The sequence below is a fragment of the Streptomyces sp. JLBG701 genome (assembly GCF_058544905.1).
In genome coordinates this window covers 968,042-993,697 of the sequence record NZ_CM178588.1, presented here as the reverse complement: position 1 = coordinate 993,697, position 25,656 = coordinate 968,042, and the positions used below count along the sequence as shown (strand labels likewise).

Below are 25,656 nucleotides of genomic sequence, written 5' to 3'. Positions count from 1 at the left end.
CCGCCCTGGCCCGGGACGGTTCAGCCGTCTTCGGAGACGGACGCGGAACCGGAGGACCCCGCCCAACCGTTGTATCGCACGAGATACCCCGCGAACCGCTCCAGGTCCTCCTCGGACCAGCCTTCCAGCCGCTCCCGAAACGCCGCCCGGCGCCGCTCGGTGACCTGGGCGAGGATGCTCCGGCCGGCCTCCGTCAGATCCAGCATCTGGACGCGCTGGTCCTCTTGGTCCTGGCGCCGCTCGATGAGCCCGGCGCGCTCCAGCGCGGCCACCTGCCGGCTGACCGTCGACTTGTCCAGGGCGTAGTGCGCGGCCAGGTCGGTGGCGCGGCGGGCGCCGCTCTCCTCCAGGTGCCCGAGCAGGGTGTACGAGACCAGGGACAGCTCGGGGTGCATGCGTCCGGCGGAGGCCCTGGAGCGGCGGGCGAAGGCCGTCATCTCGCGCTGGATGGTTTCCACGGCGTCCACCGGTACCTCCCTCGGGCTCTGGTTGCAGAGTACAACTTGACGTCCGCGAGGCGAGCGGAACCCGGCTGTTCGGGTAGTTCGGGTAATGTGCCGTCCGGCTGCGGACTGTCCCAGCCGAACGAGGCCGAGGAGGTGAGACCCATTACCGCTGTGTCAGCTCGGGTGCTCTCCTCCCAAGACAGCACGGATCACCACCGGTAGGTGACCGCGAGAGCGCCCTTCGGCTCCCGAAAGGCCCTCGGCTTTCATGCCTCCACGTTCTCCTTCCTCCTCGCCCGCATCGCCCTCCGCCCGTTCCGTCGTCGTCTCCGCCCTGCGCGCCGCCGGCTGCGTCTTCGCCGAGGACGAGGCGGAGTTGATCCTCGCCGCCGCCCGTACGCCGGACGAACTCGCCGCCATGGTCGACCGGCGCGCCGCCGGCCTCCCTCTCGAACACGTCCTCGGCTGGGCCGAGTTCAGTGGTCTGCGCATCGCCGTGGAGCCGGGCGTCTTCGTGCCGCGCCGCCGGACCGAGTTCCTGGTCGAACAGGCCCTCGCCCAGGCCCCGGAGGCATCCGTCGTCGTGGACCTGTGCTGCGGCACGGGCGCGGTCGGTGTGGCCCTGGCCGTCTCCCTGGACGGCGTCGAACTGCACGCCGCCGACATCGACCCGGCGGCGGTGCGGTGCGCCCGCCGCAACGTCGGTGCCGCGGGCGGCCTGGTCCACGAGGGCGACCTGTTCGAGGCGCTTCCGACAGGCCTGCGCGGCCGTGTGGGCATCCTCGCGGCCAACGTCCCGTACGTCCCCACCGGGGAGGTCGGTCTGCTCCCCGCGGAGGCCCGTGACCACGAGCCGCTGGTCGCCCTCGACGGCGGCGCCGACGGCCTCGACGTCCTACGCCGGGTCGCGGCCCAGGCCCCGGCCTGGCTCGCCCCCGGTGGCTGCCTCCTGGTCGAGACGAGCGAACGCCAGGCCCCTGTGGCCGTCGAGACGTTCACCAGTGCGGGACTGCGCGCGCGTCTGGCCGTATCGGAGGAGCTGTACGCGCAGGTCGTGATCGGCGTCAGACCCTAGAGACCGTCAGACCCTGGGGTCCGGCGTCACGTGTCCTCCCCGCCGTCGCCCATGCGAGGGTGCTCGCCCCAGGGGCCGCGACCGGGCAGCCAGTCACGCCAGTTGTCGGACTTGTCGTCGTCGCGGCTTCCCGACACGGCGTGGGAGACGGTCCGCGTTCCGTCCTCGGAGCGGGTGCCGACCAGATAGGCCGTGTCGCCCTTCTTCAGGGTGTCGGCCCCGGAGCCCGAGGTGCCCTCCCGGTACACCTTGGCGTCCGAGCCGACGGTCCAGGTCCACTCGGCCCCGTCGTCGCTCTTGACCGTGACCTTGTCGCCGTCGACGTTCTCGACGGTTCCCCACTGCCAGGTCCGCACGACCCAGTCGCCGTCGTCGTCCTTGACGGTCGCCTCGCCGTGCACACCGCCGCCGCCCATGCCGAACCACTTGCCGGGGCCGTGCCTGTCGCCGGGCGCGTCGGACGACGGGGGCGTGGGGGAGGACGCCGAGGCCGCGGGTACGCCGTCGGTCGTGGAGTTTCCCGAGGTCGTGGCGTAGGCGACGGTGCCGCCGAGGGCCAGGACGGCCACCGTGACACCCGCGGTCACCGCCCGCGCCCGTACGGACTGCCGCTCCCAGCGTGAGCGCAGCGAGCCTCCCGCAGTTCGCTCCGGCTCCGGGCCGCCCGGACCCGAGAGCACCTCCCAGTCCTGGCCCGCGGTGTGTGCCTCGTCCGGTTCGTGCGTCATCGCTCGCTCCCCTCGACCACGGAGCCCGGCCCCGCGTTACCGCACCTCCCTGTGATTGTCCGTGGAAGCCGATAAGGAACGAGTAATAAATCCCTGTGAATGGTGCTCTCCCGGAATGTGGTGCTTTTCTGGGAGTAGGGCGCGATGGTCCGGGGGCCGTCCCGCAGCCCGGCCGCGAGAGGAGCGATCACGATGGCCAGTGAGCGACCGCATCCGGAATCCGTCTCGGTGGAGATCAGCGGGTGCAACAAGGAAGACGCCCGGATCGTGTTCGACACGCTGTGCGCCTGCTTCGCCTCCGACGACCGGCACGTGGGCGACCTGACCCAGGACGCCTCCGGTACCCGCCCGATGGTGTGGCTGGGCACGTTCGACGTCGCCGACGCGCACGAGGGTGCCCGCCCGACCCCCCTCTCCGCGTCCGTCACGGCCGACGTGCACGGCGGCTACTGGGCGATCGACCGGTTCCGCGCCACCCTGGACTCGCTGTTCACCGTGCACGACCTCGTCACGGTCTCCGGCGACCAGGAACGGGAACTTCACGTACGCCTGGAGAGCCGGTGACGAAGCGGCACACGCGCGTGTGAGCTGCGCCTCCACGACGCCCCTGCGATTGTGCAACTAGTTGCATAAAGGCGGTGCCGTCCTCTACAACAGAGGCACGACACCGCGCACGGAGGGGCTCATGAGCCGTTACCCGCACCTGCTGAACCCGCTCGACCTGGGCTTCACCACCCTGCCCAACCGCGTCCTCATGGGCTCCATGCACATAGGCCTGGAGGAGGCGGAGCGCGGCTTCGAGCGCATGGCGGAGTTCTACGCCGCACGCGCGCGTGGGGGAGTGGGACTGATCGTCACCGGGGGCATCGCACCCAACGAGGCGGGGCGGCCGTACGAAGGAGGCGCGAAGCTCACCACGGACGCGGAGGCCGAGCAGCACAGGCAGATCACCGAGGCCGTGCACCGCGAGGGCGGCCGGATCGCGATGCAGATCCTGCACTTCGGCCGGTACGCCTACCACCAGGACCTGGTCGCACCGAGCCCCCTCCAGGCGCCCATCAGCCCCTTCCCGCCCCGCGAACTCACCGACGACGAGGTCGAGCGGACCATCGACGACTACGCGCGTGCCGCCCGCCTCGCCCGGCAGGCCGGCTACGACGGCGTCGAGATCATGGGCTCCGAGGGCTACCTCATCAACGAGTTCATCGCCGTGCAGACCAACCAGCGAACGGACCGCTGGGGTGGGTCGTACGAGAACCGCATGCGCTTCCCGGTCGAGATCGTTCGGCGGGTGCGCGAGGCGGTCGGCGAGGACTTCATCATCGTCTACCGGCTGTCCATGCTGGACCTGGTCCCCGGCGGCTCCACACTCGACGAGGTGATCACGCTCGCCAAGGCCGTCGAGGCCGCCGGGGCGACGATCATGAACACCGGCATCGGCTGGCACGAGGCCCGCATCCCGACCATCGCGACCTCCGTGCCGCGCGGCGCCTACACCTGGGTCACCAAACGGCTCATGGGCGAGGTCGCCATCCCACTCGTCACCACCAACCGCATCAACACCCCCGAAGTCGCCGAGGAGTTGCTCGCCGACGGCTGCGCCGACATGGTGTCCATGGCCCGCCCGATGCTCGCCGACCCCGACTTCGTGGCCAAGGCCGCGGCCGGCCGCCCCGACGCCATCAACACCTGCATCGGCTGCAACCAGGCCTGCCTCGACCACACCTTCAGCGGGCAGATCACCTCCTGCCTGGTCAACCCGCGCGCCTGCCACGAGACCGAGCTCGTCCTGACCCCGACCCGGCTGCGCAAACGGGTGGCCGTGGTGGGCGCCGGTCCCGCCGGACTCGCCTGCGCCGTGAGCGCGGCCGAACGCGGCCACGAGGTCACCCTGTACGACGCCGCGAGCGAGGTCGGCGGCCAGCTCAACGTCGCCCGCCAGGTCCCGGGCAAGCAGGAGTTCGACGAGACGCTGCGCTACTTCCGCACCCGACTCGACGACCACGGCGTGGACGTACGACTGAACACCTGGGTCGCCGCCGAGGACCTCTCCGCCTACGACGAGGTCGTCGTCGCCACCGGCGTCACCCCGCGCACCCCCGAGATCCCCGGCGCCGACCACCCGAGCGTCCTCGGCTACCTCGACGTCCTGCGCGACGGCGCCCCCGTCGGCGACCGCGTCGCGATCCTCGGCGCCGGCGGCATCGGCTTCGACGTCGCCGAGTACCTCACCGATGGCGGCGACAAGGCGAGCGAGGACCCGGCGACATACTTCCGCCACTGGGGCGTCGACACCGACTACCGCGCACCCGGCGGACTCGCGGCCCCCGAACGCCCCGCCCCGCCGCGCAGCGTCCACCTGCTTCAGCGCAAGACGTCCAAGGTCGGCGCCGGCCTGGGCAAGACCACCGGCTGGATCCACCGCACCGAACTCAAGCACCGCGGCGTCACCATGGTCCCGGGCGTGAGCTACGACCGCATCGACGACGCCGGACTGCATGTCACCGTCGACGGCACCAGCACCGTCCTGGAGGTCGACACGATCGTCCTGTGCACCGGCCAGGAACCGCGCCGCGGCCTCTACGACGAACTGGCCGCCGCCGGCCGCAGCGTCCACCTCATCGGCGGCGCCGACGTGGCCGCCGAACTGGACGCCAAGCGAGCCATCAAGCAGGGCACCGAGCTGGCGGTGGCGCTGTAGGCGACGTGCGGGAGGTGTCGTAGGGCGTCCCTAGGATGACCGCATGTCACTCCCGCACGCGATCCTCACCGCCCTGCTCGAAAAGCCGTCGTCCGGGCTGGATCTGACCCGTCGGTTCGACAGGTCGATCGGCTACTTCTGGTCGGCGACGCATCAGCAGATCTATCGCGAGCTGGGAAAACTGGAGGGCGAGGGGTTCATCCGCACCCTCCCGGCCGAGCAGCCGGCCCGCGGGCAGAAGAAGAGCTACGAGGTCCTGCCCGCGGGCCGCGCCGAACTGGCCCGCTGGACGGCCGCGTCCCAGGACCCCAAGCCGCTGCGGGACGTCCTGCTGCTGCGGCTGCGCGCCGCCGCCGTGGTCGGCACCGAGGGGATCGAGGCCGACCTGCGCCGCCATCTCGACCTCCACCGGCGGCAGTTGGCCGAGTACGAGGAGATCGAGCGGCGCGACTTCCCGCCCGGCAGCGACAGCACCCAGGACCGGCTCCGGCACCTCGTGCTGCGCGCGGGCATCGACCTGGAGACCTTCTGGACGGGCTGGCTCGCCCACGCGCTCGACGAGTTCGCCGAACTGCCGGGCGCCGACCCGGCCCGCGCCTCCGATCAGAGCCGGTAGGGCTTCGAGCGGCGGCGCAGGAACCACGCCGTGGCGACGACTCCGGCCGCCACCAGGGTGCCGCCTCCCGCGAGCGTGAGCGGACCGAAGTCCCGGGTGGCGCCGCCGAGACCGCCCATCACACCGCGCGAGGGCGAGGCCGTCGCGGAGATGGTGGGGGTGGAGGCCGTGGAGACGATGACGGCCTGGGTGCCCGCCGTCTGGGTGTTCGAGCACATGACGACCACGGTGTACGTGCCCGGACTGACGCTGGACCAGGCGGCGGACTGAAGGGCGCTGGTGCCCGACAGCGCCACCTGGCGGCCCTGGGAGAAGTTCGCCTGGCTGCTGTTGAGCAGCGAGGCGGTGCCCCAGCTGCCGTTGACCTGGGTGCAGGCGCTGGTCGTGACCGAGACCGTGGACCCGGTGGTGCTCACGGAGATCCCCGAGGCGGCGACGGCCGATGCGGCCAGGGGGAGCGGTAGCGCGGCGGCGGCCGCCACGGTCAGGCCGGAGCGGAGGAGAAGCTGACTGGTGCGCATGTGGACTGCCCTCCGGCGGCACGGTCGGCGGTACATCCCTTGCGCCGCCGAGGGTCGGGGATCGCCCGTGCTGCCTCACGGGAAGCCAACGTGCCCCCGGCCCGACCCGCACGCGGACGGGAGCCGGGCAGGTGACGGATTCCTTCGTCCGGCTCAGGGCCGAGGCCCCGTCACGGTCAACGAGTCGGCCGATCCGGTTGAACCCGTCGTCACCGTCCGCTCCGCGGAGAAGCCGCCCCAGGTGCCGTCCGGCACCCTGGCCCTGATCCGCACCCGGTGCGTGACACCGCCGTCCCGTCCCACATAGAAGCTGTACGTCGCCCGGTCGCTCGGTGCCCTGTCGCCCCAGACGAGTGAGGTGGCCGGGCTGCCGTCCAGATGGACCTGGTACTCCACGACGACGCCGTCCGTGCGGGGCGGGACCCAGGAGAGGTCGACGTAGTACGCCCCGTCCGCGCGGTGCGTCGCCGCGCGAAAGTCGGTGGGCGCGGTGTCCCGCCCGTCGTCGGAACCCGGCGCGGTGGTGAGGCGGACCGTGTCGCCGGCGGGCGAGAGGTTGTCCGCCGCGTCGCGCGCCCGGACCGTGAAGGAGTAGCGGGTACCGGGCCGCAGCCCGCCGACCACGGTCGCCGTCTGGTTCCCGCCCACACTGTGGACCTTGCTGGAGCCCTGGTAGATGTCGTACGACATCACGTCCCGGTCGTCCGTCGACACGTCCCAGGACAGCTGGACGGCCCGGCTTCCGGCCGCCCGACCATGGGTGTTCCGGGGACGCGTCGGGGCCGAGGTGTCCGCCGCGACGGCCTCGGGCGTCGTCGCCCGTACCTCCGGGCTGCGCGGCCCGACCTGCCCGTCGGCGTCCCGGACCCGCACGGTGAAGACATACATGGTCGAGGGCTTCAGTCTGGTGACATCCACCATGTGCTCGGAACCGGGGACTTCCCCGACCTTTGTGGTGCCGCCCTCTGTGGTGCCGCGATACACCTCGTAGGCGATTCCGGTGTTCGTGGACACCGCGTTCCACATGACGTGCACGCTGGTCGAGCTGCCCGCCTCCGCGGTGACGCCCGTCGGCGCGGCCGGCAGTCGGCTGCCCTCGTCCCCTTCCGCCGCGCCCCAGCCGCAGGACGCGACCAGCAGCAGCGCGCAGAGGACGGGCACACGTCGCACGACACTGTCTCCCCGGACGGCAGGAACGGCACATCGGCATTGGTCCGAACCAATATGGCGTCACTGGCGGGGCCACATCAAGAGGGAAGGCGGAGGTCGACGCCATTGGTGACGGCGCGGCGGGATTACGTATGCTGAAGCCTCACGGCTGAACTCTCCGCGATCGCAGGCGAGTTCATGCCAGTGGCGCGGACCGCTGTCGTCGCTGTTCCCGCGCCGGCGCGGGCGGCCGGGAGGCCGGAGCCGACACGGGCTCAGGCTCCCGGCCCCTGTCGGAAGTTCAGGGCTGTGCACCGTCCGGCCCCCTAATGGTGGCCCCACCTGCGGACCGGCACCAGATTGGGCGAGTGTCCGTCAGTGTCGCCCAGGAAAGGGTCGCTTATCGTGCGTGTCCAGCCGCTGACGCTTGCCGCCGCAGGCGCCGCCCTGCTCGCCCCGACGATGCCGTCCGCCGCCGCCCCCGCACCTGGCGCCCCCGGGGAGCCGGTGGCCGTGCGCAGCGAGGGCAGGGTCAGCGCCGCCGACCTGCTGGCCAAGCTGCGTGACTGCACCCCCGTCTCGCGCGGCCGGTACCGCAGCGACGACGGGGCGCCCGCGAACATCCCGGTCTGCGGCACGCGCGACGCCGTCTTCTGGAAGGCCGACATGGACATCGACTGCGACGGCCATGCCGGGCCCCGCTGCAACCGGCGCACCGACCCGCTCTACTCCGACACCACGGCCTACCAGCAGTCCGACGGCCGCCAGCTGAACCCCGAGCGCCTTCCCTATGTCGTCGTGCCCGCCCCGAGCCGCATCTGGAACTACCGCGCGCACGGAGTCGGGGGCGCCGCGGTCGCCGCCGTCGTGTACCGGGACCGGGTGCAGTACGCGGTCGTCGGCGACACGGGCCCGGACGACGTCATCGGCGAGGCGTCGTACGCCACCGCCCGGGCCCTCGGCATCCGCCCCGACCCGCGCGGGGGCGGGACGGACTCCGGGGTCACCTATGTCGTCTTCAAGGGCTCGAAGGTGAAGCCCATCGAGGACCACGCGGCCGCCGTCGCGACGGGGGAGCGGCTGGCGCGGCTGTTCGTCCGCGGCGCCGACTGATCCGCCCGCCCGGCACGGGCCGCCGACGGGATCTCAGACCGCGGACCAGCCGTTGTCGACGGGCAGGATCACGCCGTTGATGTTGCTCGCCGCGTCCGAGGCCAGGAACAGGATGGCGGCGGCCTGCTCCTCCGGCTCGGCCAGACGGCCGACGGCGCCGAAGTACGGGCCGAGCGCCTTCGGGCCGTGCGCGCCGTCCTCGACCTTCACCTCGATACCGGTCTTCGTGCCGCCCGGGGCGATGGCGTTCGCCCGGATGCCCTGGTTGCGGTACATCACGGCCAGGGACTTGGTCAGGCCCGCCACTCCGTGCTTGGAAGCGGTGTACGCCGCGCCCGCGGCGCTGCCGCGCAGGCTCGCCTCGGACGCGGTGTTCACGATGACGCCCTTGCCGGCCTCCAGCATGTGCGGCAGCACGGCCCGGGTGAGCAGGAACGGTGCGGTCAGGTTGACCCGGATGACCCGCTCCCACTCGACGTCGCTCACCTCGCCCAGCGCCGACATGCGGTCCATGATCCCGGCGTTGTTCACCAGCACGTCCACGCCGCCGAAGCGCTCCACGGCGGTCGCGGTCACCTGGTCGACCACGGTCTGCTCGCTGAGGTCGCCCGTGACGGCGACGGCCGCGCCGCCCGCTGCCTCGATCTCCTTGACGACGGTCTCGGCACCCTCGGCGTTGAGGTCGGCGACCAGGACCTTGGCCCCCTCCGCCGCGAAGAGCAGGGCGGCGGCGCGCCCGATGCCCGAGCTCGCTCCGGTGACGATGACGCTGCGGCCGTCCAGTCCAGTGGCCATGTGGTGCTCCTAAGTGCTCTGTGCGTGGGGCTGAAGAACCCGTTCCACTTCCAGCGTACGACTTAATGTCTTCAAGTGACATAAACGTCTGGTGGAGAATTCCTACGTGACGCAGCCACCGCCACTGGAGGGCCGGATGACCGAGACGCGCGGACGCACCGGCCGACCGCCCCTGACGGAGGAGCGGAAGGCCGAGATCCGGCTGGAGATCGCCCGTGCCGCCGTGGAACTCTTCGCCGACCAGGGAGTGGCGGCGACCACCGGCGAGCAGATCGGACAGGCGGTCGGCGTCTCCGCCCGGACCGTGTGGCGCTACTTCCCGAGCAAGGAGAGCTGCGTACGGCCTCTCTTCACAGCCGGCATCGACGTGATCGCCGCCGGCCTGCGGAACTGGGGTCCGGGGCAGCCGCTGGAGGAGGCGTTCGAAGGGATGTTCACAAGCCGTAGCCGCCTGGTGGCCGGGCCCGGCCCGGAGTACACCAGCGCGGCCGCGCTGGTCCGGCTGACCCGCACCGAACCGGGCCTGCGCGCGATCTGGCTCCAGTCCTACGACGAGGCGGAACCGGCGTTCGCCCGTGCCCTCGCCGACCGGGCCGGTCTGCCCCACGGCGACCTGCGGCCGGCGATCCAGGCCGCGGTCCTGAACGCGGCCCTGCGGGCGGCCGTGGAGCACTACGCCTGGCGAACCGCCGACCAGGAGCCCGACCCCGCCACGGCGGAGGCCGAACTGGCGGCGACCATGCGCGAGGCCCTCGCCGTCGCGACGGAGGGCCTCAGCTGAGGGGCGGTCCCATGGAGAGGAACCCTCAGACCTTCCGGTACGTGTACGCCTCCATGGCCGCCGCCTCCACCGCCGCGAGGTCGGCCCCCGTCGCCGCCGTGACGACCGCGGCCACCGCTCCCTCGACGAAGGGGGCGTCCACCAGGCGGGTGCGGTCGGGGAGTTCGTCGCCCTCCGCGAGGAGCGCCTTCACGGTGAGCACCGCGCTGCCCAGGTCGGTGAGGACGGCGACCCCGGCGCCGCGGTCCACGGCGGCGGCCGCGGCGGCGATCAGCTCGGAGCTCGTCCCGAGTCCGCCGCCCTCGGTGCCGCCCGCCGGAGCGACCGGTACCGCGGTGCCGCCGCCCGCGAGCCCCTTCGCCAGCGCGGCCACCGACGCGGCCACCTCCGCGCTGTGCGACACCAGCACGATCCCCACCAGCTTCTCGTCACTCACCGGCGGCCTCCGCGGCTTCCTGAAGGGCCGCGATCAGCAGCGCCGAGGAGGTGGCACCGGGGTCCTGGTGCCCGATGCTCCGCTCGCCGAGATAGCTCGCCCGGCCCTTGCGCGCCTGCAACGGAGTCGTCGCCAGGGCGCCCCCCTCGGCGGCGGCACGCGCGGCGGCGAAACCGTCGACGAGGGCGTCCGTCGCCGGCACCAGCGCGTCGATCATGGTCTTGTCGCCGGGCGCCGCCCCGCCGAGCGCCATGACCGCGTCGACCCCGGTGCGCAGCGCGTCCGTCAACTGCTCCTCCGTGACCTCGGCCGCGTCTCCGAGCGCCTTGCCCGTACGACGCAGCAAGGTGCCGTACAGCGGGCCCGACGCGCCGCCCACCGTCGAGATGAGCGTGCGCCCGGCGAGGGTCAGGACGGCGCCGGGCTTGTCCGGGGCCTCCTTCTCCAGCGTGGCGGCGACGGCGTTGAAGCCGCGCTGCAGATTGGCGCCGTGGTCGGCGTCCCCGATGGGCGAGTCGAGGGCGGTGAGCAGTTCCGCCTCACGGTCGACGGACGCGGCGGTCGCCGCCATCCAACGGCGGAAGAAGTGGGCGTCGAGCACTGGATCTCCTTGCACGGTCGGTGAATTGGCGGGGTGGGTGAGTCGGCGTACTGGGCGAGTCGGCGTGGTGGGCGAGCTGGCGTACCGGGTGAGCCGATCGCTTCCGCCGCCGTCTCACATGCCCCAGCGCAGGCCCGCCGTCCGCACCGGCGCGTCCCACAGGCGCAGCAGCTCCTCGTCGATCTGGCACAGGGTCACCGAGGCGCCCGCCATGTCCAACGAGGTGACGTAGTTGCCCACCAGCGTCCGGGCCACGGCCACCCCACGCAGGCTCAGCACCCGCTGCACCTCGGCGTTGAAGCCGTATAGCTCCAGCAGCGGTGTCGCACCCATGCCGTTGACCAGCACCAGGACCGGGTTGCGTACCGGCATGTCCTCCAGGATCGCGTTGACCGCGAAGTCGGCGATCTCGCCGGACGTCATCATGGCGCGCCGCTCCCGGCCCGGCTCCCCGTGGATGCCGATGCCCAACTCCAGCTCCCCGGCAGGCAGATCGAAGGTGGGGCTGCCCTTGGCCGGAGTACTGCAGGCGCTCAGCGCTACGCCGAAACTGCGGGAGTTCTCGTTGACCTGCCGCCCGATCGCCTCGACCCGCTCCAGCGACTGCCCCTCGTCCGCCGCCGCGCCCGCGATCTTCTCCACGAACAGCGTCCCGCCCGTGCCGCGCCGCCCGGCCGTGTAGAGACTGTCGGTCACCGCCACGTCGTCGTCGACCAGGACCTTCGCGACCCGGATGCCCTCGTCCTCGGCCAGCTCGGCTGCCATGTCGAAGTTGAGGACGTCTCCCGTGTAGTTCTTCACGACGAACAGCACACCCGCACCGCTGTCCACGGCCGCCGCAGCACGCACCATCTGGTCCGGCACAGGGGAGGTGAACACCTCACCGGGACAGGCCGCCGACAGCATCCCGGGCCCCACGAAACCACCGTGCAGCGGCTCATGCCCCGAGCCCCCGCCGGAGACGAGGGCGACCTTCCCCTCGACGGGAGCGTCCCGCCGTACGATCACCCGGTTCTCGACATCCACGGTCAGCTCGGGATGGGCGGCCGCCATACCCCGCAGCGCGTCCGTGACCACGGACTCCGGGACGTTGATCAGCATCCTCATGGGTACCTCCTGGTGGGACTGGCAGATGAGCCTCTGAGCTGTGTATTTGCAGGTGGAAGCGGGTTTGGCTAGTTTTTGATCTTGGCGGTCCATGGCGGTCGGGAGCGGGTTGTGGCGGGGGCGATGCTGACTTTGATGACAGCGCGTCAGGTGCTCGAGATGCGTCGGGCAAATGGCAACCGGAGTACTGCTGTCGGCAGTATCGACCTTGCGGCAGCGAAGGTCACGCGTGTGCACGCGGTCATTGGGTGACCTCGCCCGGCGAGGCCAGGGCTCGACGGTGACCGCTGCGGGTCGATCCTCGTGCGGTTCCTTTCCCGACTCTCCGTCGCGTCATCCGATCCGCACGCGATCCGCGTTTTGAGTGTGGCGAAAGCTGTCCACATCAACAGACGCGACGCCGACGAGCCCATTGACCCAGAGAAGCGCGCGACCATCGGGTAGCACATGGGGAAGGAGTCGTGACGCGTCACATGGAGTGCGTTGCCATCCTTGAACCGACCTCGAAGTGCTCCTGACCTGCGGTTTTGTGCGTGTGCTTTATGTGTGGTGTGGGCGTTACGGGCGATATCTTGACGCTGAAATGACGCTCGCGACGCTCGTTCTGAGGGGGCATCAGGTGGGTTGTGGTGCTGGTCAGAAAGAGCAGGCGCGCGTCCTCGATGCCATGTGCGGGTCGGGTCCGGATGGGTGATAGCCCTTCGTGCAAGAATGCGGCTGTCGTCGCCCCGCCGTATCCATTCCGCTGCGCGTCGATCCATCGAGGATTCCGTGTCCAAGCCCGTCGTCCGTGAACCGTTGCGTCGCAACTCGCGGGCGAATCGGGCGCGCATCCTGGCCACGGCCCGTCAGGAGCTGGGGCGGAACCCGGACGTCACGCTGGAGGAGCTGGCGCGAGCCGCGGGTGTCGTACGGCGCACCCTGTTCGGTCACTTTCCCGGGCGGGCGGCGCTGCTGGAAGCCCTCGCCGAGGAAGCCTCCGAGACGCTCCGGTCCGCCGTGGCGGCCGGTGCCGAGCGCGCGAAGGCGGAGTCGGCCGAGTGGGCCCTCGCCCGCCTCGTGTTCTCGATGTGGCCCGTGGGGGACCGGTACCGCCTGCTCCTGGTGCTGGCCAGGCGCGATCTCGGTGCGGAGCGGGTGGCCGAGGTGCTGGCACCGGCCCGCACGGAGACGACGGCCGTACTGGAGCGCGGGCAGCGGGACGGCGTCTTCCACTCGCATCTGCCGGCCGCTGTGTTGAGCGCCGGGCTGGAAGCGATGACGGTCGCGCTGTTGGAGGCGGTCAACACCGGGGGGCTGGAGGACGACGGCGGAACCCGGGTCGCCCTCACCGCGCTCATTGCGGCCGGGGTGCCGGAGGGGCGGGCGACTGTCGTGGTCGAGGCTGTCGCGTCGGCTGTGACCGTGGAGTCCGCGGCCGACGACTGAGCCGTCGTCGCCGTCGTACCTGACACCTGAGAGACCTTGTCCGCCCCGGCGCACCATGCTGGGGCGGAGTCCTCTGCTGCCCGTGGTGCCGCCCAGACGGAGCCCAGAGAGTCGGCCGGGGCGTGGACCGTGACGAGCCTCTCATGCTTCGGTCTCCTGCCCGCAAGATAATTGCCCGCTCGCGTGCAATTATCTTTCCTGTGCTCCTGGCTTCGTGGACGGCGCGGCTGTCGCGTCATGCCCCGGCCCGGACTTCCTACCCTCTGTGGAGAAGCGCAGTGAACCTCGGCGGACCAGACGATCTGACCCTTTCCCATCAGGGTCACCCGGTGGCCCTCCTCGGCGGCCGGTACGAGCTGCGCCACCTGCTCGGCTCCGGCGGTATGGCCGAGGTGCATCTCGCGCACGATCTCCGGCTCGACCGCAGCGTGGCCGTGAAGACCCTGCGCGGCGACCTCGCCTACGAACCGGCGCTTCAGGAACGGTTCCGGCGGGAGGCGCAGTCCACCGCGTCGCTCAACCATCCCGCCATCGCCGCGGTGTACGACACGGGCGAGGACGTGGCGTACGGCGGGGCCCAGCTGCCGTACCTCGTGATGGAGTACGTCGACGGGACCACCCTGCGCGACGCCCTGCACTCCGGGCCGCCGATGACACCCGAGCGGGCCCTGGAGGTGACGGCCGGGGTTCTGCGGGCCCTCGCCCACTCCCATCAGCCCGGCATCGTGCACCGGGACATCAAACCGGCCAACGTCATGCTGACCTGGGCCGGAGACGTCAAGGTCATGGACTTCGGCATCGCCCGGGACGCTCGGGACGTCGGCATGACGCAGACGTCGGTCGTGATCGGGACCGCCCAGTACCTCTCGCCGGAACAGGCGATGGGGCGCGAGACCGACGCGCGGTCCGACCTGTACTCCATCGGTTGCCTGCTGTACGAACTGCTGACCTTCCGCACGCCGTTCACCGGCGAGACGCCGATGGCGGTGATGTACCAGCACATCCAGGAGGCCCCGCTCCCGCCGAGCCTCTACAACCCCGAGGTCGGCCCCCAGGTGGACGCGATCGTCCTGCGTGCCCTGGAGAAGGACCCCGCGTACCGCTACCAGTCCGCCGAGCAGATGCTCGCCGACGTCGAGGCGTACCTCGGTACGGGCCTGCTCGTGTCGGGTGCCGAACCTCCGCCGGCGGAGGGTGACTTCCCGTACGACGACGCCGTCCCGGACGAGGGCAGCGGCCGGCGCAGGGGAACCGTCGTGCTGATCACGGCGGGCGTGGCCGTCGTGGTCCTGGCACTGGCCATGGGCTGGTTCATGTTCGGGCGTGGTTCGGCCGACGACGGCAAGGTCGATGTGCCCGACCTCGTGGGCCAGACCCTGGCGGAGGCCCGGCGCAGCGCGGAGAACGTCGACCTCACCGTCACCGTCGAGAAGCGGGAGCCGTGCGCCGACCAGCCGAGCGGCCACATCTGCGAGCAGAGCCCCGTGGAAGGGGAGCTCGCCAAGGGCGAGGCGGTCTCGGTCACCGTCTCCACCGGGGCGCCCAAGGTCGAGGTGCCGGACGTGACGGACAAGGACGAGGACGACGCGTCCCGGATCCTGGAGGACAAGGGATTCAAGGTGAAGCTGCGGCACGTCGTGTCCGACACCGAGGATCCCGGAACCGTCCTCAAGCAGAACCCGGACGGCGGCGAGAAGGCGGAGAAGGGCACCGAGATCACACTCACGGTGGCCAAGGAGGCGGAGAAGGCCACGGTCCCGGACCTCAGCGGCGCGACCGTGAGCGAGGCCCAGAAGCTGCTGGCCGCTCCGGGCCTGAAGCTGGGCGACACGACCGAGGTCGAGAGCGAAGCCGAGTCGGGGACCGTGGTGGGACAGAGCGTCACCTCCGGTGACGAGGTCGACCCGGGTACGGCGGTCGACGTCCAGGTCGCCAAGTCCGTGCAGACCGTGCAGATCCCCACCGACATCGTCGGCAAGACCCTTTCCGAGGTACAGGACGAACTGGGTGCGCTCGGCCTCCAGGTCACCGTCGCCACCGGGTACTCCCAGGCGTCGGACGCGGTGGTGACGTCGAGCACCCCGGCGGCGGGGAGCGAGGTGGAGGCGGGAAGCACCGTGGTCGTCGTCACCCAGGACGCCGACACCGACCAGTCGGACGACGGCACGGCGACGGGCGGAGACACGAGTGGTGACACGGAGACCACGGCACCTCAGTTGTTGCCGGTCCTCCCGATCCCAGAATGACGCCCGGCCCGCCGGACGCCCGTCGGCGACATGCGGCTCTCAGTCGCCGGAACGCCGGTAGATCGCGCCCACGAAGATGGAGACGAGGGTGTCCAGCAGGCGCTCCTCGGCAACCGCCGGCGTCTGACCGCTGAAGGTGCTGAACAGGGCGCGCTCCACCATCCAGTTCAGCGACGTCGCGAGGTCGAGGGCGGGGATGCCCTCGGGAGCGGCCCCGCGGCGGCGTTCGGACTCTATCGCCGCCGTCACCTCGGCCACGAACTGCTCCATCACCTGGGACCACAGGTCCTTGACGGCGGCGCTGGTGTACTGAGCGGCCCACGCCGCCGACGCGATCGCGCGGTGGGCGGCGAAGGTCTCGCAGAACGGGCCGATGGCGTCGCGCCAGCCCCGCTCCTCGCCGTCGGCGAGCCGGAGGAGGGCGTCCCCGCGGTTCGAGCGGGCCTGCTCGATGACCCGGTCGAACAGCGCCAGGAGCACCTGCTCCTTGGACGAGAAGTAGAAGTAGAAGGTCGGCCGGGAGATGCCCGCGCCCTTGGCGAGCTGGTCCACCGAGATCTCCGACATGGGCCGCTCGCCGAGGAGGCGTTCCGCGGTGGCCAGGATCGCGCGTTCCCGGTCGTCTCCGCTGAATCCGAGGCCGTCATGTCCGTCGGCCTGCTGCTGCTCGCCGCCGGCCTGTTCCTGATCTCGTTCCTCGACGTCGACTCCGGCCACCTGCCCTTCCTCGGCGGCCTGGTTCTGGCGGGCTTCGGTATCGGTCTGAGCGGCGCCGTCGGCACGGCGGCCATCACCGGCTCCCTCGGCCGCGGCCAGCAGGGCGTAGCCTCCGCCATGAACGACACCACCCGCGAGGTCGGTTCAGCGGTCGGCATCGCCCTCATGGGTTCCATCTACGGCAGCCACTACCGCTCCTGCCTCCCCGACTCGGTCGCCCAACTTCCCGCCGACGCGGCCGAGTCCGTACGCCACTCGGCAGCCGCCGGCCTATATGTCGCCGACCAGCTCGGTGCCCGGGGCACGGCTCTCGCCGACGGCGTCAAGTCCGCGTTCATGGACGGCCTGTCCGCCTCTTTGATCGCGGTGAGCGTCGTCGTGCTCGCCGCTGCGGTCGGCGCCCTGCTGCGCGCACCGAAGACACCGCCAACGGCCGACTGAGCCTGGGTCTTCCCGCCGTGGGCCAAGGCACGTCGACATGGCCTTGCTCACCACCACCGGCGCCAAGTCGGCCAACCTGCCACGACCCGTCCGTGCGCGTGGTTCCCAACTCCGGTTGGGAGCCACGCTGCTGCGGCTTCAACTTGGGGCCCGGTCCGGTGCGCCGCGCCGGAAGAGGAGGCCGCAGACGACCAGTCCGGCGGCGTAGAAGGCGGCCGACCAGCCGAACGCGGTGGAGTAGCTGTGCAGCGCGGACTGGGTGAGCGCCTCCTCGGTGGCCCTGTGGCTCGCGAGGTAGCCGGTGGCGGCGCCCGCGGCCAGGGTGCTGAGAAGGGCGGTGCCGATGGACCCGCCGACCTGCTGCATGGTGGTGACGGCGGCGGAGCCGACACCGGAGTCGCCGGGGTCGACACCGGTGGTGGCCGCGCTCATCGCCGTACTGATGGTCAGTCCCGTGCCGATGCCGAAGAGGACCAGCGGCGGCAGGATGCCGGTTGCGTAGCCGGAGTCGGCCCGCAGGCCGGTCAGCCAGACGAGGGCGGCGGCGGACAGGGCCATGCCGCACGGCACGATCAGCTTCGGGCTGCACCGCGGTACCAGGAAACTGGCGAAGGTCGTGGAGGTCAGCATGATCGAGCAGGTCATCGGCAGGAACGCCAGGCCGGTCCGGACGGGTGAGTAACCGAGCGTCTGCTGCAGGTAGTACGTGAGGAACAGATTGAGGCCGAACATCCCGATGGAGGAGGTGAAGATCGTGACGAGGGCGGCTCCGCGGTTGCGGTCCAGCAGGATCCGCAGGGGCAGCAGCGGGTGTGCCCCGCGGGCCTGCAACCGGGCGAACACCGCGATCAGCACCGCACCTGCTGCCAGGGAGCCCCAGGTGCCCGCCGCGCCCCAGCCGAGCGTCTCGGCGTTGGCGCACCCGTAGACCAGGGCGAACAGGCCGGTCGTCACGGTGACCGCGCCGGGGAAGTCGATCTTCACGTTCTTGGTGCGGCCCTGGCGCGGCAGCAGCACCGCGGCTCCGACGAGGGCGACCGCGGCGAAGACGAGATTGATGTACATGCACCAGCGCCAGTCGAGATACTCGGTGAGTGCGCCGCCCAGGATCAGGCCGACGCCCGCACCCGCACCGGCCACCGCACCGAAGATCCCGAACGCCCTCGCCCGCTCTTTGGCATCGGTGAACGTCGTGGTGAGCAGGGCCAGCACGCTGGGCGCCAGCAGTGCACCGAAGACGCCCTGGAGCGCCCGTCCGACGACCAGGGTCTCGAAGTTCGGTGCGGCGCCGCCGAGCGCGGATGCGCAGGCGAAGCCTGCGAGGCCGATGAGGAGAGTGGCCTTGCGGCCGACGAGGTCGCCGATGCGACCGCCGACCAGCAGCAGACCGCCGAAGGCCAGCGAGTACGCGGTGACGATCCACTGCCTGTTGTCGGTGGAGAATCCCAGGTCCTGTTGGGCGGACGGCAGCGAGATGTTCACGACCGTCGTGTCGAGGGTCAGCATCAGCTGCGATATCGCGATGACCGCGAGGATCAGCGTGCGGCGGGTGTGCTCCCCGGTCGCGGCTTGTCGCGCCTTCGGCGGGCCGGCGTCGTGGGCGGTGGTACTCAAGGCTCTCTCTCCGTGGGTTCAGGCGCGGCTGCTGTGCGCGTAGGTCCGTGCTGTCAGCAGTCGGTGCCGGCCGTTGGCTGCGTGGTGACGTGCGGTGACTACGGGGACACGCCATGCCGTCGGTGCGCCGCCGTCTGCGGCGCGGTGAGGCGGCGGAAGCGGCCGCCGTGGAAGACGAGCGGGGCGGTGCCGGGGTCCGCGTACGCGGTGTGTACGGCGAGCACCACGATGAGGTGGTCCCCGGCCGGCACCTCGTCCTGGACGGAACAGTCCAGCCAGGCCGTCGAGCCCTCGATGAACACGGCGCAGCCGTCGGAGAGCTGCCAGTCCACCTCCGCGAACCGGTCCCCGGACCTCTGCGAGAGGCTCCGGCAGACCAGGTCGTGAGCCTCCCCGAGGACGCTCACCCCCAGCCGCGCCCCGGCCCTCAGCCTCGGCCACGTCCTGGAGGTGTTCTGTACGCAGAGGGAGACGAGCGGTGGATCGAGCGAGATCGAGGTGAAGGAACTCGCGGCCATGCCCTCGGGACGGCCGTCGACGAGGCTGCAGACCGCGGTGACGCCGGACGGGAAGCAGCCGAAGGCCTCCCGTAGTCGTCTGGGGTCGTTCAGCGGAATGGCTTCGAGAACCATCGGTTCCTCCCTGGTCGTGGGCAGCGCCGAGCGAGCGGTGTTGCCGGTGGAAGCCCCGGCCGAATGCCGGACGTCTCGTGCGTGGGCACCGAAACGGATGCGGACACGGCGGGGACCGTGGGCGCCCGCGGGCATCGGAGGCCGGCGGACCGGTTGGGGAGCAGGGGCATGCGCTGTCGGACGTCCCGCCTCGGGCGCGGCAGGCGGGTGCCTGGCACGCAGGCTAAAGCGGGTCCGGGGCGCGGCCTGTCCACTTGGCGCCGGAGGCATCCGCCGTGCGCCACGGCTTGTCGCTCAGCGTCATCTGCGGGAAGCAGGGGTCCACGGGCTACCGGAGGTCCACCCGGTGGACGGAAGAAACGGTTGCGTTTCTCCGAGGTCCATGCCAGGCTCCAATTGAAACGCTACCGTTTTTCCGGAGAGAAGCATGGCTGATTCCGCCCGCACCGCTGACCCCCACACCGCCGGCGCCCGCGTCATCCGGCGCCCGCGGATGACCCCTGAGCGGGAGGCCGAGCTGCTGCATGCGGCGCTCGACGTGCTGCGCGAGGTCGGCTACGCGGGAGTGTCGATGGAGCTGGTGGCCGCCCGGGCCGGCTGCAGCAAGGCCACCCTCTACCGCCAGTGGCAGTCCAAGGCGGGGCTGATCGTGGCCGCGCTCCACGCCTCCCGGCCGATCCCGGACCTGGCCATCGACACGGGCTCCCTCCGTGGAGACCTGCTGGCGTTCACCGAGGCACAGCTGGGCGGCAGGGCGGACGCCCTCCTTCTCGCGGCCGTGCACCACGCCGTCCTGACCGACGAGGACATGGCCACAGCGATGCGGACGTCGCTCCGCGCACCCGTCGCCGCACACCTGGACCGGTTCGTCGACCGTGCTGTCGAGCGCGGTGAGCTGGCGGCCCGGCCCGCCGCTGCCGACTTCCTGCCCCAGCTGCTGCTCGGCCTGGTGACGGCCGCTCCTGTCGAGGGCGTCACGATCGACGCCGGGTTCCTCGCCCGCTTCGTCGACACCGTCCTGCTGCCCGTGCTGCAGCACGGCGGCCGGTGAGCGCGGCCTCTCCCGCGCGGCTGTCTCCGGAGCCGACCGCCCCCCATCCTGCCGAGCGACCAAGAGGTGAAGCAGTGGACGTACACGAGGCGCTGGTGCCCCCGCTGGGACGACGGCTCGCGGTGCTCCGCTCCTCCAGGCCCGAGGAGGTCCGCGCGTGCGTCGCTCACTGGCTGGCCCCGCACCGGGTCTCTTCGGTGCACCGGGCGACGGAGGTGACGGCCGAGGTCTCGGCGGTCCGGATGGGCCCGGTCTCGCTCGTCCACCTGCGGCATGACGGCGACATACTGCGCGTCAGGCACACCGAGAAGGTGCCGCACTACGACGTGGTCCTCCCCGTCGAGGGCGCGGGCTGGCTGGAGTGCGGTGGCGAGCAGGCGGACCTCGGCGGGCGGTCGGCCGGGGTCATCTCGCCCCGCACACGCGCGGAGTTGGAACTCGGGGACGGCTACTCGCAGCTTCATCTGCGGATCGAGAGGACTGCCCTGGAGCGGCACCTGGAGAGAATGCTGGGCCGGCCCGTACCGGGTCCGGTGCGCTTCCGGGTGGGCATGGACCTGACCGACCCGGCTCTGGCGTCGTGGGCCCGCACCGTCGGCGTACTGGTCCGGGACCTCAGTGAACCCGGCGGGCTGAGCGCCCAGGGAGATGCGGCCGACCTGTGGACGGAGTTCCTCCTGTCCGGCCTCCTGCGCGCCCAGCCGCACGACTACAGCGAGGCGGTCGCCCGACGCGACGCCACCCACTCGATCCCCGTGCGGGTGCGGCGGGTCATCGACCTCATCGACGACGAGCCGGCCGCGGACCTCTCCCTCGCACGCCTTGCGGAGGCGGCCGGCGTCGCCCCGCGCTCGCTCCAGCGGGACTTCCAGGCCTACTTGGGGGTTTCACCCCGGCAGTACGTGGAGCGCACCCGGCTCGCCCGGGCCCGCGCGGACCTGGCCGCGGGGGCGGGAGCCACCGTGGCCGACATCGCCTACCGCTGGGGCTTCGGCCATGTGTCGCGGTTCGCCGGGGCCTACCGCAAGCAGTACGGCGAGACGCCGTCGCAGACGCTGCGCACCACGGCGGACACCGGCCGGGCGCGGCTCGCGTAGGCGACGTGACCCCCGTAGGCACCCGGGCGCACCTGGATGCACCGCCGCCCAGGCGGTGACGCACTTCGTGTCGCCAACCGGATGGACTTGTCATTCACCGGATCGGTGTTCCGCCGAAGCCGCCCTAGCGTGGCATCAGCGAGGCACCGGAGAACCACCCCCGGGCCACCACGCCCCCAAGAGCCGCAGGCGGGGCGCCCCTTCGGCGACTTCGCCACTCTCAGGGAAAGGTCACAGCCGCAGCATGAGCGCGATCAGCCACGAGCCCGAGAAGCTCAAGTTCATCCACACCTACGGCCCCGGTCTCCACTCGCCCGAGGCCGACCCCGCCGTGAACGACCCGAAGTGGCAGCAGCGCCAGATCGAGGACTTCGTGGAGTTCGCGGCGCTGGCCGAGGAGCTCGGCTACGACGGCCTGACCGTCACCGAGCACCACCACCCGGGGATGACCTGCCCCTCCCCGCACCTGCTGCTGGCCGCCGCGGCGGCACGCACCAGCCGGATACGGCTGGGGACCGCGGTCACGGTGCTGCCGCTCCACGACCCCGTACGGGTGGCCGAGGAGGCAGGGACCCTGGACCTGCTCAGCGGGGGCCGCTTCGAGCTCGGCCTCGGCAAGGGCGCGCCCGGCGAGCGCTTCGTCACGGCCGGCCGTGAGCTGGCCCGCGACGAGGCGGGCAGGGCATGGCTGGAGGCCGTCGAACTGGTGTGGCTGCTGCTGACCGAGAAGGACGTCACCTACGACGGCGAGTTCTTCACGGTCGAGACTCCCAGGACCCTCGCGACCCGCCCCTTGCAGGACCCCCCGCCGGTGTGGCTGGCCGGGGCCGGCCACGAGACGATGCAACTGGCCGGGCGCCACGGCTGGAACATCATGCGCAACCTCGGCAGCAACGCGGACCACCGAAAGGGCCTGGACACCTACCTGGAGACCGCGGCCGCACACGGGCACGACAGGTCCGGCGCGAACCTGATCGTCGAGAAGTTCGTCTGCATCGGCAGGACCGAGGCCGAGGCCGCGGAGTCCATGGGCCGGTTCACCACCTCCTTCAAGCGCTTCATCTCCGCCTACTTGGCCGGTGGAAATCGCGAACTCCCCAAGCTGGACGGAGAGTTCGCCTTCGACGGCAAGAACAAGGACAAGCCCGCGCTGGCCGTCTTCGGCACGGTCGGCCAGATCATCGACAGCCTCCAGCAGGTCATCGACGAGACGGGGACCCGCCGCCTCCTCGTCGAGACCTTCTCGGAAGCCGAGTCGCGACTGCTCGCCGAGGAGGTCATCCCGGTGCTGCGGGAACGCAACGAGCCGAAGGGCACGCGGCCCCAACCCTCCCCGCGGAACGGGACGCAGGCATGACCGGCACCGCAGTGCACCTCGCCGACCAGGGCTGCTTCTGGGGCGGAGTGACCTACGAGGAGCGCCAGGGCCGGCACATCGCCGACGGCACCCAGCTGTACGTCGAGTACCAGGTCCCGGCCGAGCAGACCCAGCCGTACCCGGTCGTGCTCGTCCACGGGGGCGGTGGACAGGCGACGGACTGGATCAGCACCCCGGACGGGCGCCCCGGCTGGCGAACCCTGCTGCTGCGGCGCGGGTACGCGGTCTACCTGGTCGACCGCCCTGGCCACGGCCGCTCCCCCCGCCACCTGGACGAGACCGCCACCGCCCCCACCGGCCCCGGGGGCGGACTCAGCCCCTCGGCCGAGATGCTCGGGGCTCTGTTCGCCGGGCGCGAGGACCCGCTCCACGACCAGTGGCCCGGCGCCGGAGATCTCGACGACCCGGCGCTGGCCCAGCTCCTCGCCGCGCAGCGGCAGACCCCGTACGACTTCGGGCCGCACCACGAGCTGATGCGCCGACGTGGCGCGGAGCTGCTCGACCGCATCGGCCCCGCCATCGTGATCACCAGCTCGGCCGGCGGCCCCGTCGGCTGGCTCATGGCCGATGAGCGGCCCGGCCGGGTGAAAGCTGTCGTGGGCCTGGAGCCCATGGGCCCGAGCGGTCCCAACCCCATGGCCTGGGGGCTCACCGCCTCCCCGCTCACCTACGACCCGCCGGTGACCACCGCCGAGGAGCTCACGCTGGTCAAGGTGGAGAGCGAGGACGGCGGGGCCCCGCTGACGCTGCAGGCCGACCCGCCGCGGCGGCTCCCGAACCTCGCCGACGTGCCGATCGCCGTCGTCTCCGGTGAGCGCTCCTTCGCCCTGCCGGCCGACGCCGGCACCGTCGCCTACCTGCGCCAGGCGGGCTGCGGCCGGGCGGAGCACCTGTCGCTGGGCGAACTCGGCATCCACGGCAACGGACACCTGATGATGCTCGAGCTCAACAACGAGGCAGTGCTCGACATCGTGGCCGACTGGCTGGCAAAGCAGGTCGCCTAAGAGGGCGACACGAGAAGAAAGGAAAGGCAGTCATGGGCCTTTCAAGAACTCCGGTCGAGGTGTTCGAGGCATACGTGGCCGGTGTCAACAGCGGAGACATCGACGCGGTGATGGAACTCTTCGACGGCGAGGTCACGGCCGCGGAAATGACCCGCACCATCTGGGGAAAGCCCGGCGACAGCATGAAGGACGTGCTCCGCACCTACATCGACACGGCGGTCATCCAGTCCGCCGGCTCGATCAAGATTCTCGGCGTGGTGGAGGCCGACGAGTGGGCGTACGGCGTCATCGAGCTCCGGAGCCAGTTCGTTTCGTCGCTCGGTATCGAGCGCATCCGCGGGATCGATGAACTGCAGGTGCGGAACGGGCTGATCACGGCGTTTCAGTTCATCGCCAGCGCGAACGACGAGCAGACGACGGTGTTCAGCGGCGCCGCCGGCGGCGGTGACATTCCGGGCCCGCCCCGGGAAGGCCCGGCATAGCGCACTGCCGCAACAGGGCGCGAACGTAAATCAGTGGATCAATGGAAGGGCGCAAGGATATGAGCAAGAAAATGTCGCGGCGAATTTTTCTCGGGACATCGGGAGCTGCCGCGACGGCGGCCGGCCTGGGCACGTGGGCGGCCGAAGCGACCTCGGAGACGACCGAATCGGACGGGGGCCAGCTCTACGCCTACGTGGGCAGGCAGTGCTCCGTCGCCGGATCGGGGTCGAAGGGGGAGGTGTCGGGGCTCGGGTCGACAGAGGGCGGCGGCATCGACGTCTTCCGGGTGGACATGTCCGACGGCTCGCTGAAGCTGGTCGGCTCGACCGGGTCGGAATCCGACGACCTGAACAGCGACGGCATCTGCGCCTCCGAGGACGGGCGCTTCGTCTACTGCGTCAGCCGCACGCCGGCACTCGACCAGATCCCCGGAACCGGAGGCGGGGTGTCCGCCTTCGCCATCAACCGCGAAGACGGCTCCCTGAAGCATCTGAACACCCTCCCCTCGATGGGCTCCATGCCGGCCTCGGTCAGGATCGACAAGACCAACTCGCGGGTCGTCGTCGGCAACCACGGCGCCACCTTCAGGGTGGCGCTGGTGAAGAGGAAGAACGGCGTACCCGTGATCGAGCGCCCGACGGACAGCGCCACCGTGGCGCTCTTCCCCGTGAACAAGGACGGCTCGCTCGAAGAGGCCACCGACGCAGGCATCTTCGAGGAGGGGCCCGCGCCGGGCGACGAGAAGCTCGCCTCTCGCTCGCTCTCGTCGGCCTTGGGAGCGGAGGGGGGCGTCCAGATCGGTCCCGCCTGCCACGGCGCCGTCTTCGACCGTACGGAGCGCTGGGTCATCGCGACGGACAACGGCTACGACCACCTCTACGTCTACGGCTTCGACCGCAAGTCCCGCCAGTTCACGTCGGGCAAGTCGTATCCGCTGCCGCCGGGTAGGTCGCCGCGACACATCGTCGCGCACCCGAGCGCGCCGTACCTCTTCATGACCAACGAGAGTCAGGCGAGCGTCTCCGTATTCCACTTCGACTCCGGCACGGGCGTGCCGAAGCTCATCCAGACGATCGCCACGGTCCCGGGAGGCGACACCGCCGCGCCGCCCGCCGAAGGCCCGGGATCCGACCTTCCGGCGGGAGCCGGAAAGAAGGTCTCGCCCACGGACGTCCGTATCCACCCGAACGGGAAGTTCGTCTACGCCGCGAACCGGTTCCTCAACGGCAAGGACACCATCGCCATCTTCTCGGTCGACGTGGGCACGGGGCGTCTGAAGCTGGTGGACACCATGGAGACCGGCGGCAAGGGAAACAGGGAGTTCGACATCGAGCCCTCCGGCAAGTATCTGTTCACCTGCAACACGGACTCCGACGACGTCATCTCGTACTCCGTGGATCCCAAGACGGGCAAGCTGACCCGGAAGTCGAAGGTCACCGTCCAACGCGTGTCCGTGATCACCTTCGCGAAGCTGTGAGGCTTGTTCGCGCTTGAGC

26 protein-coding genes are annotated in these 25,656 nt (G+C 71.1%); 15 read left to right on the top strand and 11 right to left on the bottom strand.

Going from position 1 to position 25,656, the window contains the following annotated elements; all coding sequences use genetic code 11:
• Window positions 1-20 precede the first annotated feature (20 nt).
• Entirely contained in the window at window positions 21-437 is a 417-nt protein-coding gene (locus AC5DRG_RS04570) for a MarR family winged helix-turn-helix transcriptional regulator (protein WP_491812968.1), read from the bottom strand.
• A gap of 277 nt (window positions 438-714) precedes the next feature.
• Here AC5DRG_RS04570 and AC5DRG_RS04565 point away from each other — a divergent pair, with 277 nt between their 5' ends.
• Entirely contained in the window at window positions 715-1,521 is an 807-nt protein-coding gene (locus tag AC5DRG_RS04565) for a putative protein N(5)-glutamine methyltransferase (protein ID WP_491808234.1), read from the top strand.
• A gap of 26 nt (window positions 1,522-1,547) precedes the next feature.
• On the opposite strand, the gene AC5DRG_RS04560 is transcribed toward AC5DRG_RS04565, so the two are convergent.
• Window positions 1,548-2,249, bottom strand: a complete 702-nt coding sequence (locus tag AC5DRG_RS04560; protein WP_491808233.1) for a hypothetical protein — start codon at window positions 2,247-2,249, stop codon at window positions 1,548-1,550.
• A gap of 192 nt (window positions 2,250-2,441) precedes the next feature.
• Here AC5DRG_RS04560 and AC5DRG_RS04555 point away from each other — a divergent pair, with 192 nt between their 5' ends.
• The 3 genes from AC5DRG_RS04555 (at window position 2,442) to AC5DRG_RS04545 (ending at window position 5,566) form a co-directional block, all read left to right on the top strand.
• Window positions 2,442-2,813 (top strand): hypothetical protein, encoded by a 372-nt coding sequence (locus AC5DRG_RS04555; RefSeq protein ID WP_491808232.1) that lies wholly within the window; start codon window positions 2,442-2,444, stop codon window positions 2,811-2,813.
• Window positions 2,814-2,934: 121 nt separating this feature from the next.
• Window positions 2,935-4,950 carry an NADPH-dependent 2,4-dienoyl-CoA reductase gene (locus AC5DRG_RS04550; protein ID WP_491808231.1) on the top strand — a complete coding sequence of 672 codons (2,016 nt, stop codon included), beginning with the start codon at window positions 2,935-2,937 and terminating at the stop codon, window positions 4,948-4,950.
• A 43-nt stretch (window positions 4,951-4,993) separates the two neighbouring features.
• Window positions 4,994-5,566, top strand: a complete 573-nt coding sequence (locus AC5DRG_RS04545; protein WP_491808230.1) for a PadR family transcriptional regulator — start codon at window positions 4,994-4,996, stop codon at window positions 5,564-5,566.
• Here AC5DRG_RS04545 and AC5DRG_RS04540 read toward each other — a convergent pair.
• Both AC5DRG_RS04540 and AC5DRG_RS04535 read right to left on the bottom strand, forming a co-directional pair.
• Window positions 5,554-6,087 carry a hypothetical protein gene (locus AC5DRG_RS04540; protein WP_491808229.1) on the bottom strand — a complete coding sequence of 178 codons (534 nt, stop codon included), beginning with the start codon at window positions 6,085-6,087 and terminating at the stop codon, window positions 5,554-5,556. The genes AC5DRG_RS04545 and AC5DRG_RS04540 overlap by 13 nt on opposite strands.
• 153 nt (window positions 6,088-6,240) lie before the next feature.
• On the bottom strand, window positions 6,241-7,257 hold the full coding sequence (locus tag AC5DRG_RS04535; RefSeq protein WP_491808228.1) for a fibronectin type III domain-containing protein: 1,017 nt from the start codon (window positions 7,255-7,257) through the stop codon (window positions 6,241-6,243).
• 384 nt (window positions 7,258-7,641) lie between these two features.
• Here AC5DRG_RS04535 and AC5DRG_RS04530 point away from each other — a divergent pair, with 384 nt between their 5' ends.
• A complete protein-coding gene (locus tag AC5DRG_RS04530) occupies window positions 7,642-8,349 on the top strand; it encodes a glycoside hydrolase family 75 protein (protein ID WP_491808226.1) in 708 nt (235 codons plus the stop codon).
• 33 nt (window positions 8,350-8,382) lie between these two features.
• Here AC5DRG_RS04530 and AC5DRG_RS04525 read toward each other — a convergent pair whose 3' ends face one another.
• Entirely contained in the window at window positions 8,383-9,144 is a 762-nt protein-coding gene (locus AC5DRG_RS04525; protein WP_491808225.1) for an SDR family NAD(P)-dependent oxidoreductase, read from the bottom strand.
• Window positions 9,145-9,280: 136 nt separating this feature from the next.
• On the opposite strand from AC5DRG_RS04525, the gene AC5DRG_RS04520 reads away from it, so the two are divergent.
• Complete coding sequence (locus AC5DRG_RS04520) at window positions 9,281-9,925, top strand: TetR/AcrR family transcriptional regulator (RefSeq protein ID WP_491812967.1); 645 nt, start codon at window positions 9,281-9,283, stop codon at window positions 9,923-9,925.
• A gap of 25 nt (window positions 9,926-9,950) precedes the next feature.
• Here AC5DRG_RS04520 and AC5DRG_RS04515 read toward each other — a convergent pair whose 3' ends face one another.
• From AC5DRG_RS04515 to dhaK, 3 genes are all read right to left on the bottom strand, one after another.
• The gene (locus tag AC5DRG_RS04515) at window positions 9,951-10,361 is read right to left on the bottom strand and encodes a PTS sugar transporter subunit IIA domain-containing protein (RefSeq protein ID WP_491808224.1); all 411 of its coding nucleotides are present in this window, start codon (window positions 10,359-10,361) and stop codon (window positions 9,951-9,953) included.
• Window positions 10,354-10,962, bottom strand: a complete 609-nt coding sequence (gene dhaL / locus AC5DRG_RS04510) for a dihydroxyacetone kinase subunit DhaL (RefSeq protein WP_491808222.1) — start codon at window positions 10,960-10,962, stop codon at window positions 10,354-10,356. The genes AC5DRG_RS04515 and dhaL overlap by 8 nt, the downstream gene beginning before the upstream one ends.
• Before the next feature lie 114 nt (window positions 10,963-11,076).
• Window positions 11,077-12,069: a dihydroxyacetone kinase subunit DhaK gene (gene dhaK, locus AC5DRG_RS04505; RefSeq protein WP_491808220.1), complete on the bottom strand. Its 993-nt coding sequence runs from the start codon at window positions 12,067-12,069 to the stop codon at window positions 11,077-11,079.
• Between the two features lie 771 nt (window positions 12,070-12,840).
• Here dhaK and AC5DRG_RS04500 point away from each other — a divergent pair.
• Both AC5DRG_RS04500 and AC5DRG_RS04495 read left to right on the top strand, forming a co-directional pair.
• Window positions 12,841-13,497, top strand: coding sequence for a TetR/AcrR family transcriptional regulator (locus tag AC5DRG_RS04500; RefSeq protein WP_491808219.1), 657 nt, complete (start codon window positions 12,841-12,843; stop codon window positions 13,495-13,497).
• 329 nt (window positions 13,498-13,826) lie between these two features.
• Window positions 13,827-15,743: a Stk1 family PASTA domain-containing Ser/Thr kinase gene (locus AC5DRG_RS04495; RefSeq protein ID WP_491808217.1), complete on the top strand. Its 1,917-nt coding sequence runs from the start codon at window positions 13,827-13,829 to the stop codon at window positions 15,741-15,743.
• Window positions 15,744-15,782: 39 nt separating this feature from the next.
• On the opposite strand, the gene AC5DRG_RS04490 is transcribed toward AC5DRG_RS04495, so the two are convergent.
• On the bottom strand, window positions 15,783-16,460 hold the full coding sequence (locus AC5DRG_RS04490) for a TetR/AcrR family transcriptional regulator (protein ID WP_491808216.1): 678 nt from the start codon (window positions 16,458-16,460) through the stop codon (window positions 15,783-15,785).
• Between AC5DRG_RS04490 and AC5DRG_RS04485 the strand changes: the two genes are divergently transcribed.
• A complete protein-coding gene (locus AC5DRG_RS04485; protein ID WP_491808214.1) occupies window positions 16,389-16,901 on the top strand; it encodes a hypothetical protein in 513 nt (170 codons plus the stop codon). The two genes, AC5DRG_RS04490 and AC5DRG_RS04485, sit on opposite strands and share 72 nt — an antisense overlap.
• A 138-nt stretch (window positions 16,902-17,039) precedes the next feature.
• On the opposite strand, the gene AC5DRG_RS04480 is transcribed toward AC5DRG_RS04485, so the two are convergent.
• Both AC5DRG_RS04480 and AC5DRG_RS04475 read right to left on the bottom strand, forming a co-directional pair.
• The gene (locus AC5DRG_RS04480) at window positions 17,040-18,515 is read right to left on the bottom strand and encodes an MFS transporter (RefSeq protein WP_491808213.1); all 1,476 of its coding nucleotides are present in this window, start codon (window positions 18,513-18,515) and stop codon (window positions 17,040-17,042) included.
• A gap of 98 nt (window positions 18,516-18,613) precedes the next feature.
• Entirely contained in the window at window positions 18,614-19,147 is a 534-nt protein-coding gene (locus AC5DRG_RS04475; protein WP_491808212.1) for a flavin reductase family protein, read from the bottom strand.
• 427 nt (window positions 19,148-19,574) lie between these two features.
• Here AC5DRG_RS04475 and AC5DRG_RS04470 point away from each other — a divergent pair, with 427 nt between their 5' ends.
• From AC5DRG_RS04470 to AC5DRG_RS04445, 6 genes are all read left to right on the top strand, one after another.
• Window positions 19,575-20,198 carry a TetR/AcrR family transcriptional regulator gene (locus AC5DRG_RS04470; protein WP_491808211.1) on the top strand — a complete coding sequence of 208 codons (624 nt, stop codon included), beginning with the start codon at window positions 19,575-19,577 and terminating at the stop codon, window positions 20,196-20,198.
• Between the two features lie 74 nt (window positions 20,199-20,272).
• Window positions 20,273-21,295, top strand: coding sequence for an AraC family transcriptional regulator (locus tag AC5DRG_RS04465; protein ID WP_491808209.1), 1,023 nt, complete (start codon window positions 20,273-20,275; stop codon window positions 21,293-21,295).
• Between the two features lie 244 nt (window positions 21,296-21,539).
• Complete coding sequence (locus AC5DRG_RS04460) at window positions 21,540-22,652, top strand: LLM class flavin-dependent oxidoreductase (protein WP_491808207.1); 1,113 nt, start codon at window positions 21,540-21,542, stop codon at window positions 22,650-22,652.
• The gene (locus AC5DRG_RS04455; protein ID WP_491808205.1) at window positions 22,649-23,677 is read left to right on the top strand and encodes an alpha/beta fold hydrolase; all 1,029 of its coding nucleotides are present in this window, start codon (window positions 22,649-22,651) and stop codon (window positions 23,675-23,677) included. Before AC5DRG_RS04460 ends, AC5DRG_RS04455 begins: the two co-directional genes overlap by 4 nt.
• Window positions 23,678-23,751: 74 nt before the next feature.
• Window positions 23,752-24,159, top strand: coding sequence for a nuclear transport factor 2 family protein (locus AC5DRG_RS04450; RefSeq protein WP_491808204.1), 408 nt, complete (start codon window positions 23,752-23,754; stop codon window positions 24,157-24,159).
• A 59-nt stretch (window positions 24,160-24,218) separates the two neighbouring features.
• Window positions 24,219-25,637, top strand: coding sequence for a lactonase family protein (locus AC5DRG_RS04445; protein ID WP_491808202.1), 1,419 nt, complete (start codon window positions 24,219-24,221; stop codon window positions 25,635-25,637).
• The last annotated feature ends 19 nt before the right edge of the window (window positions 25,638-25,656 follow it).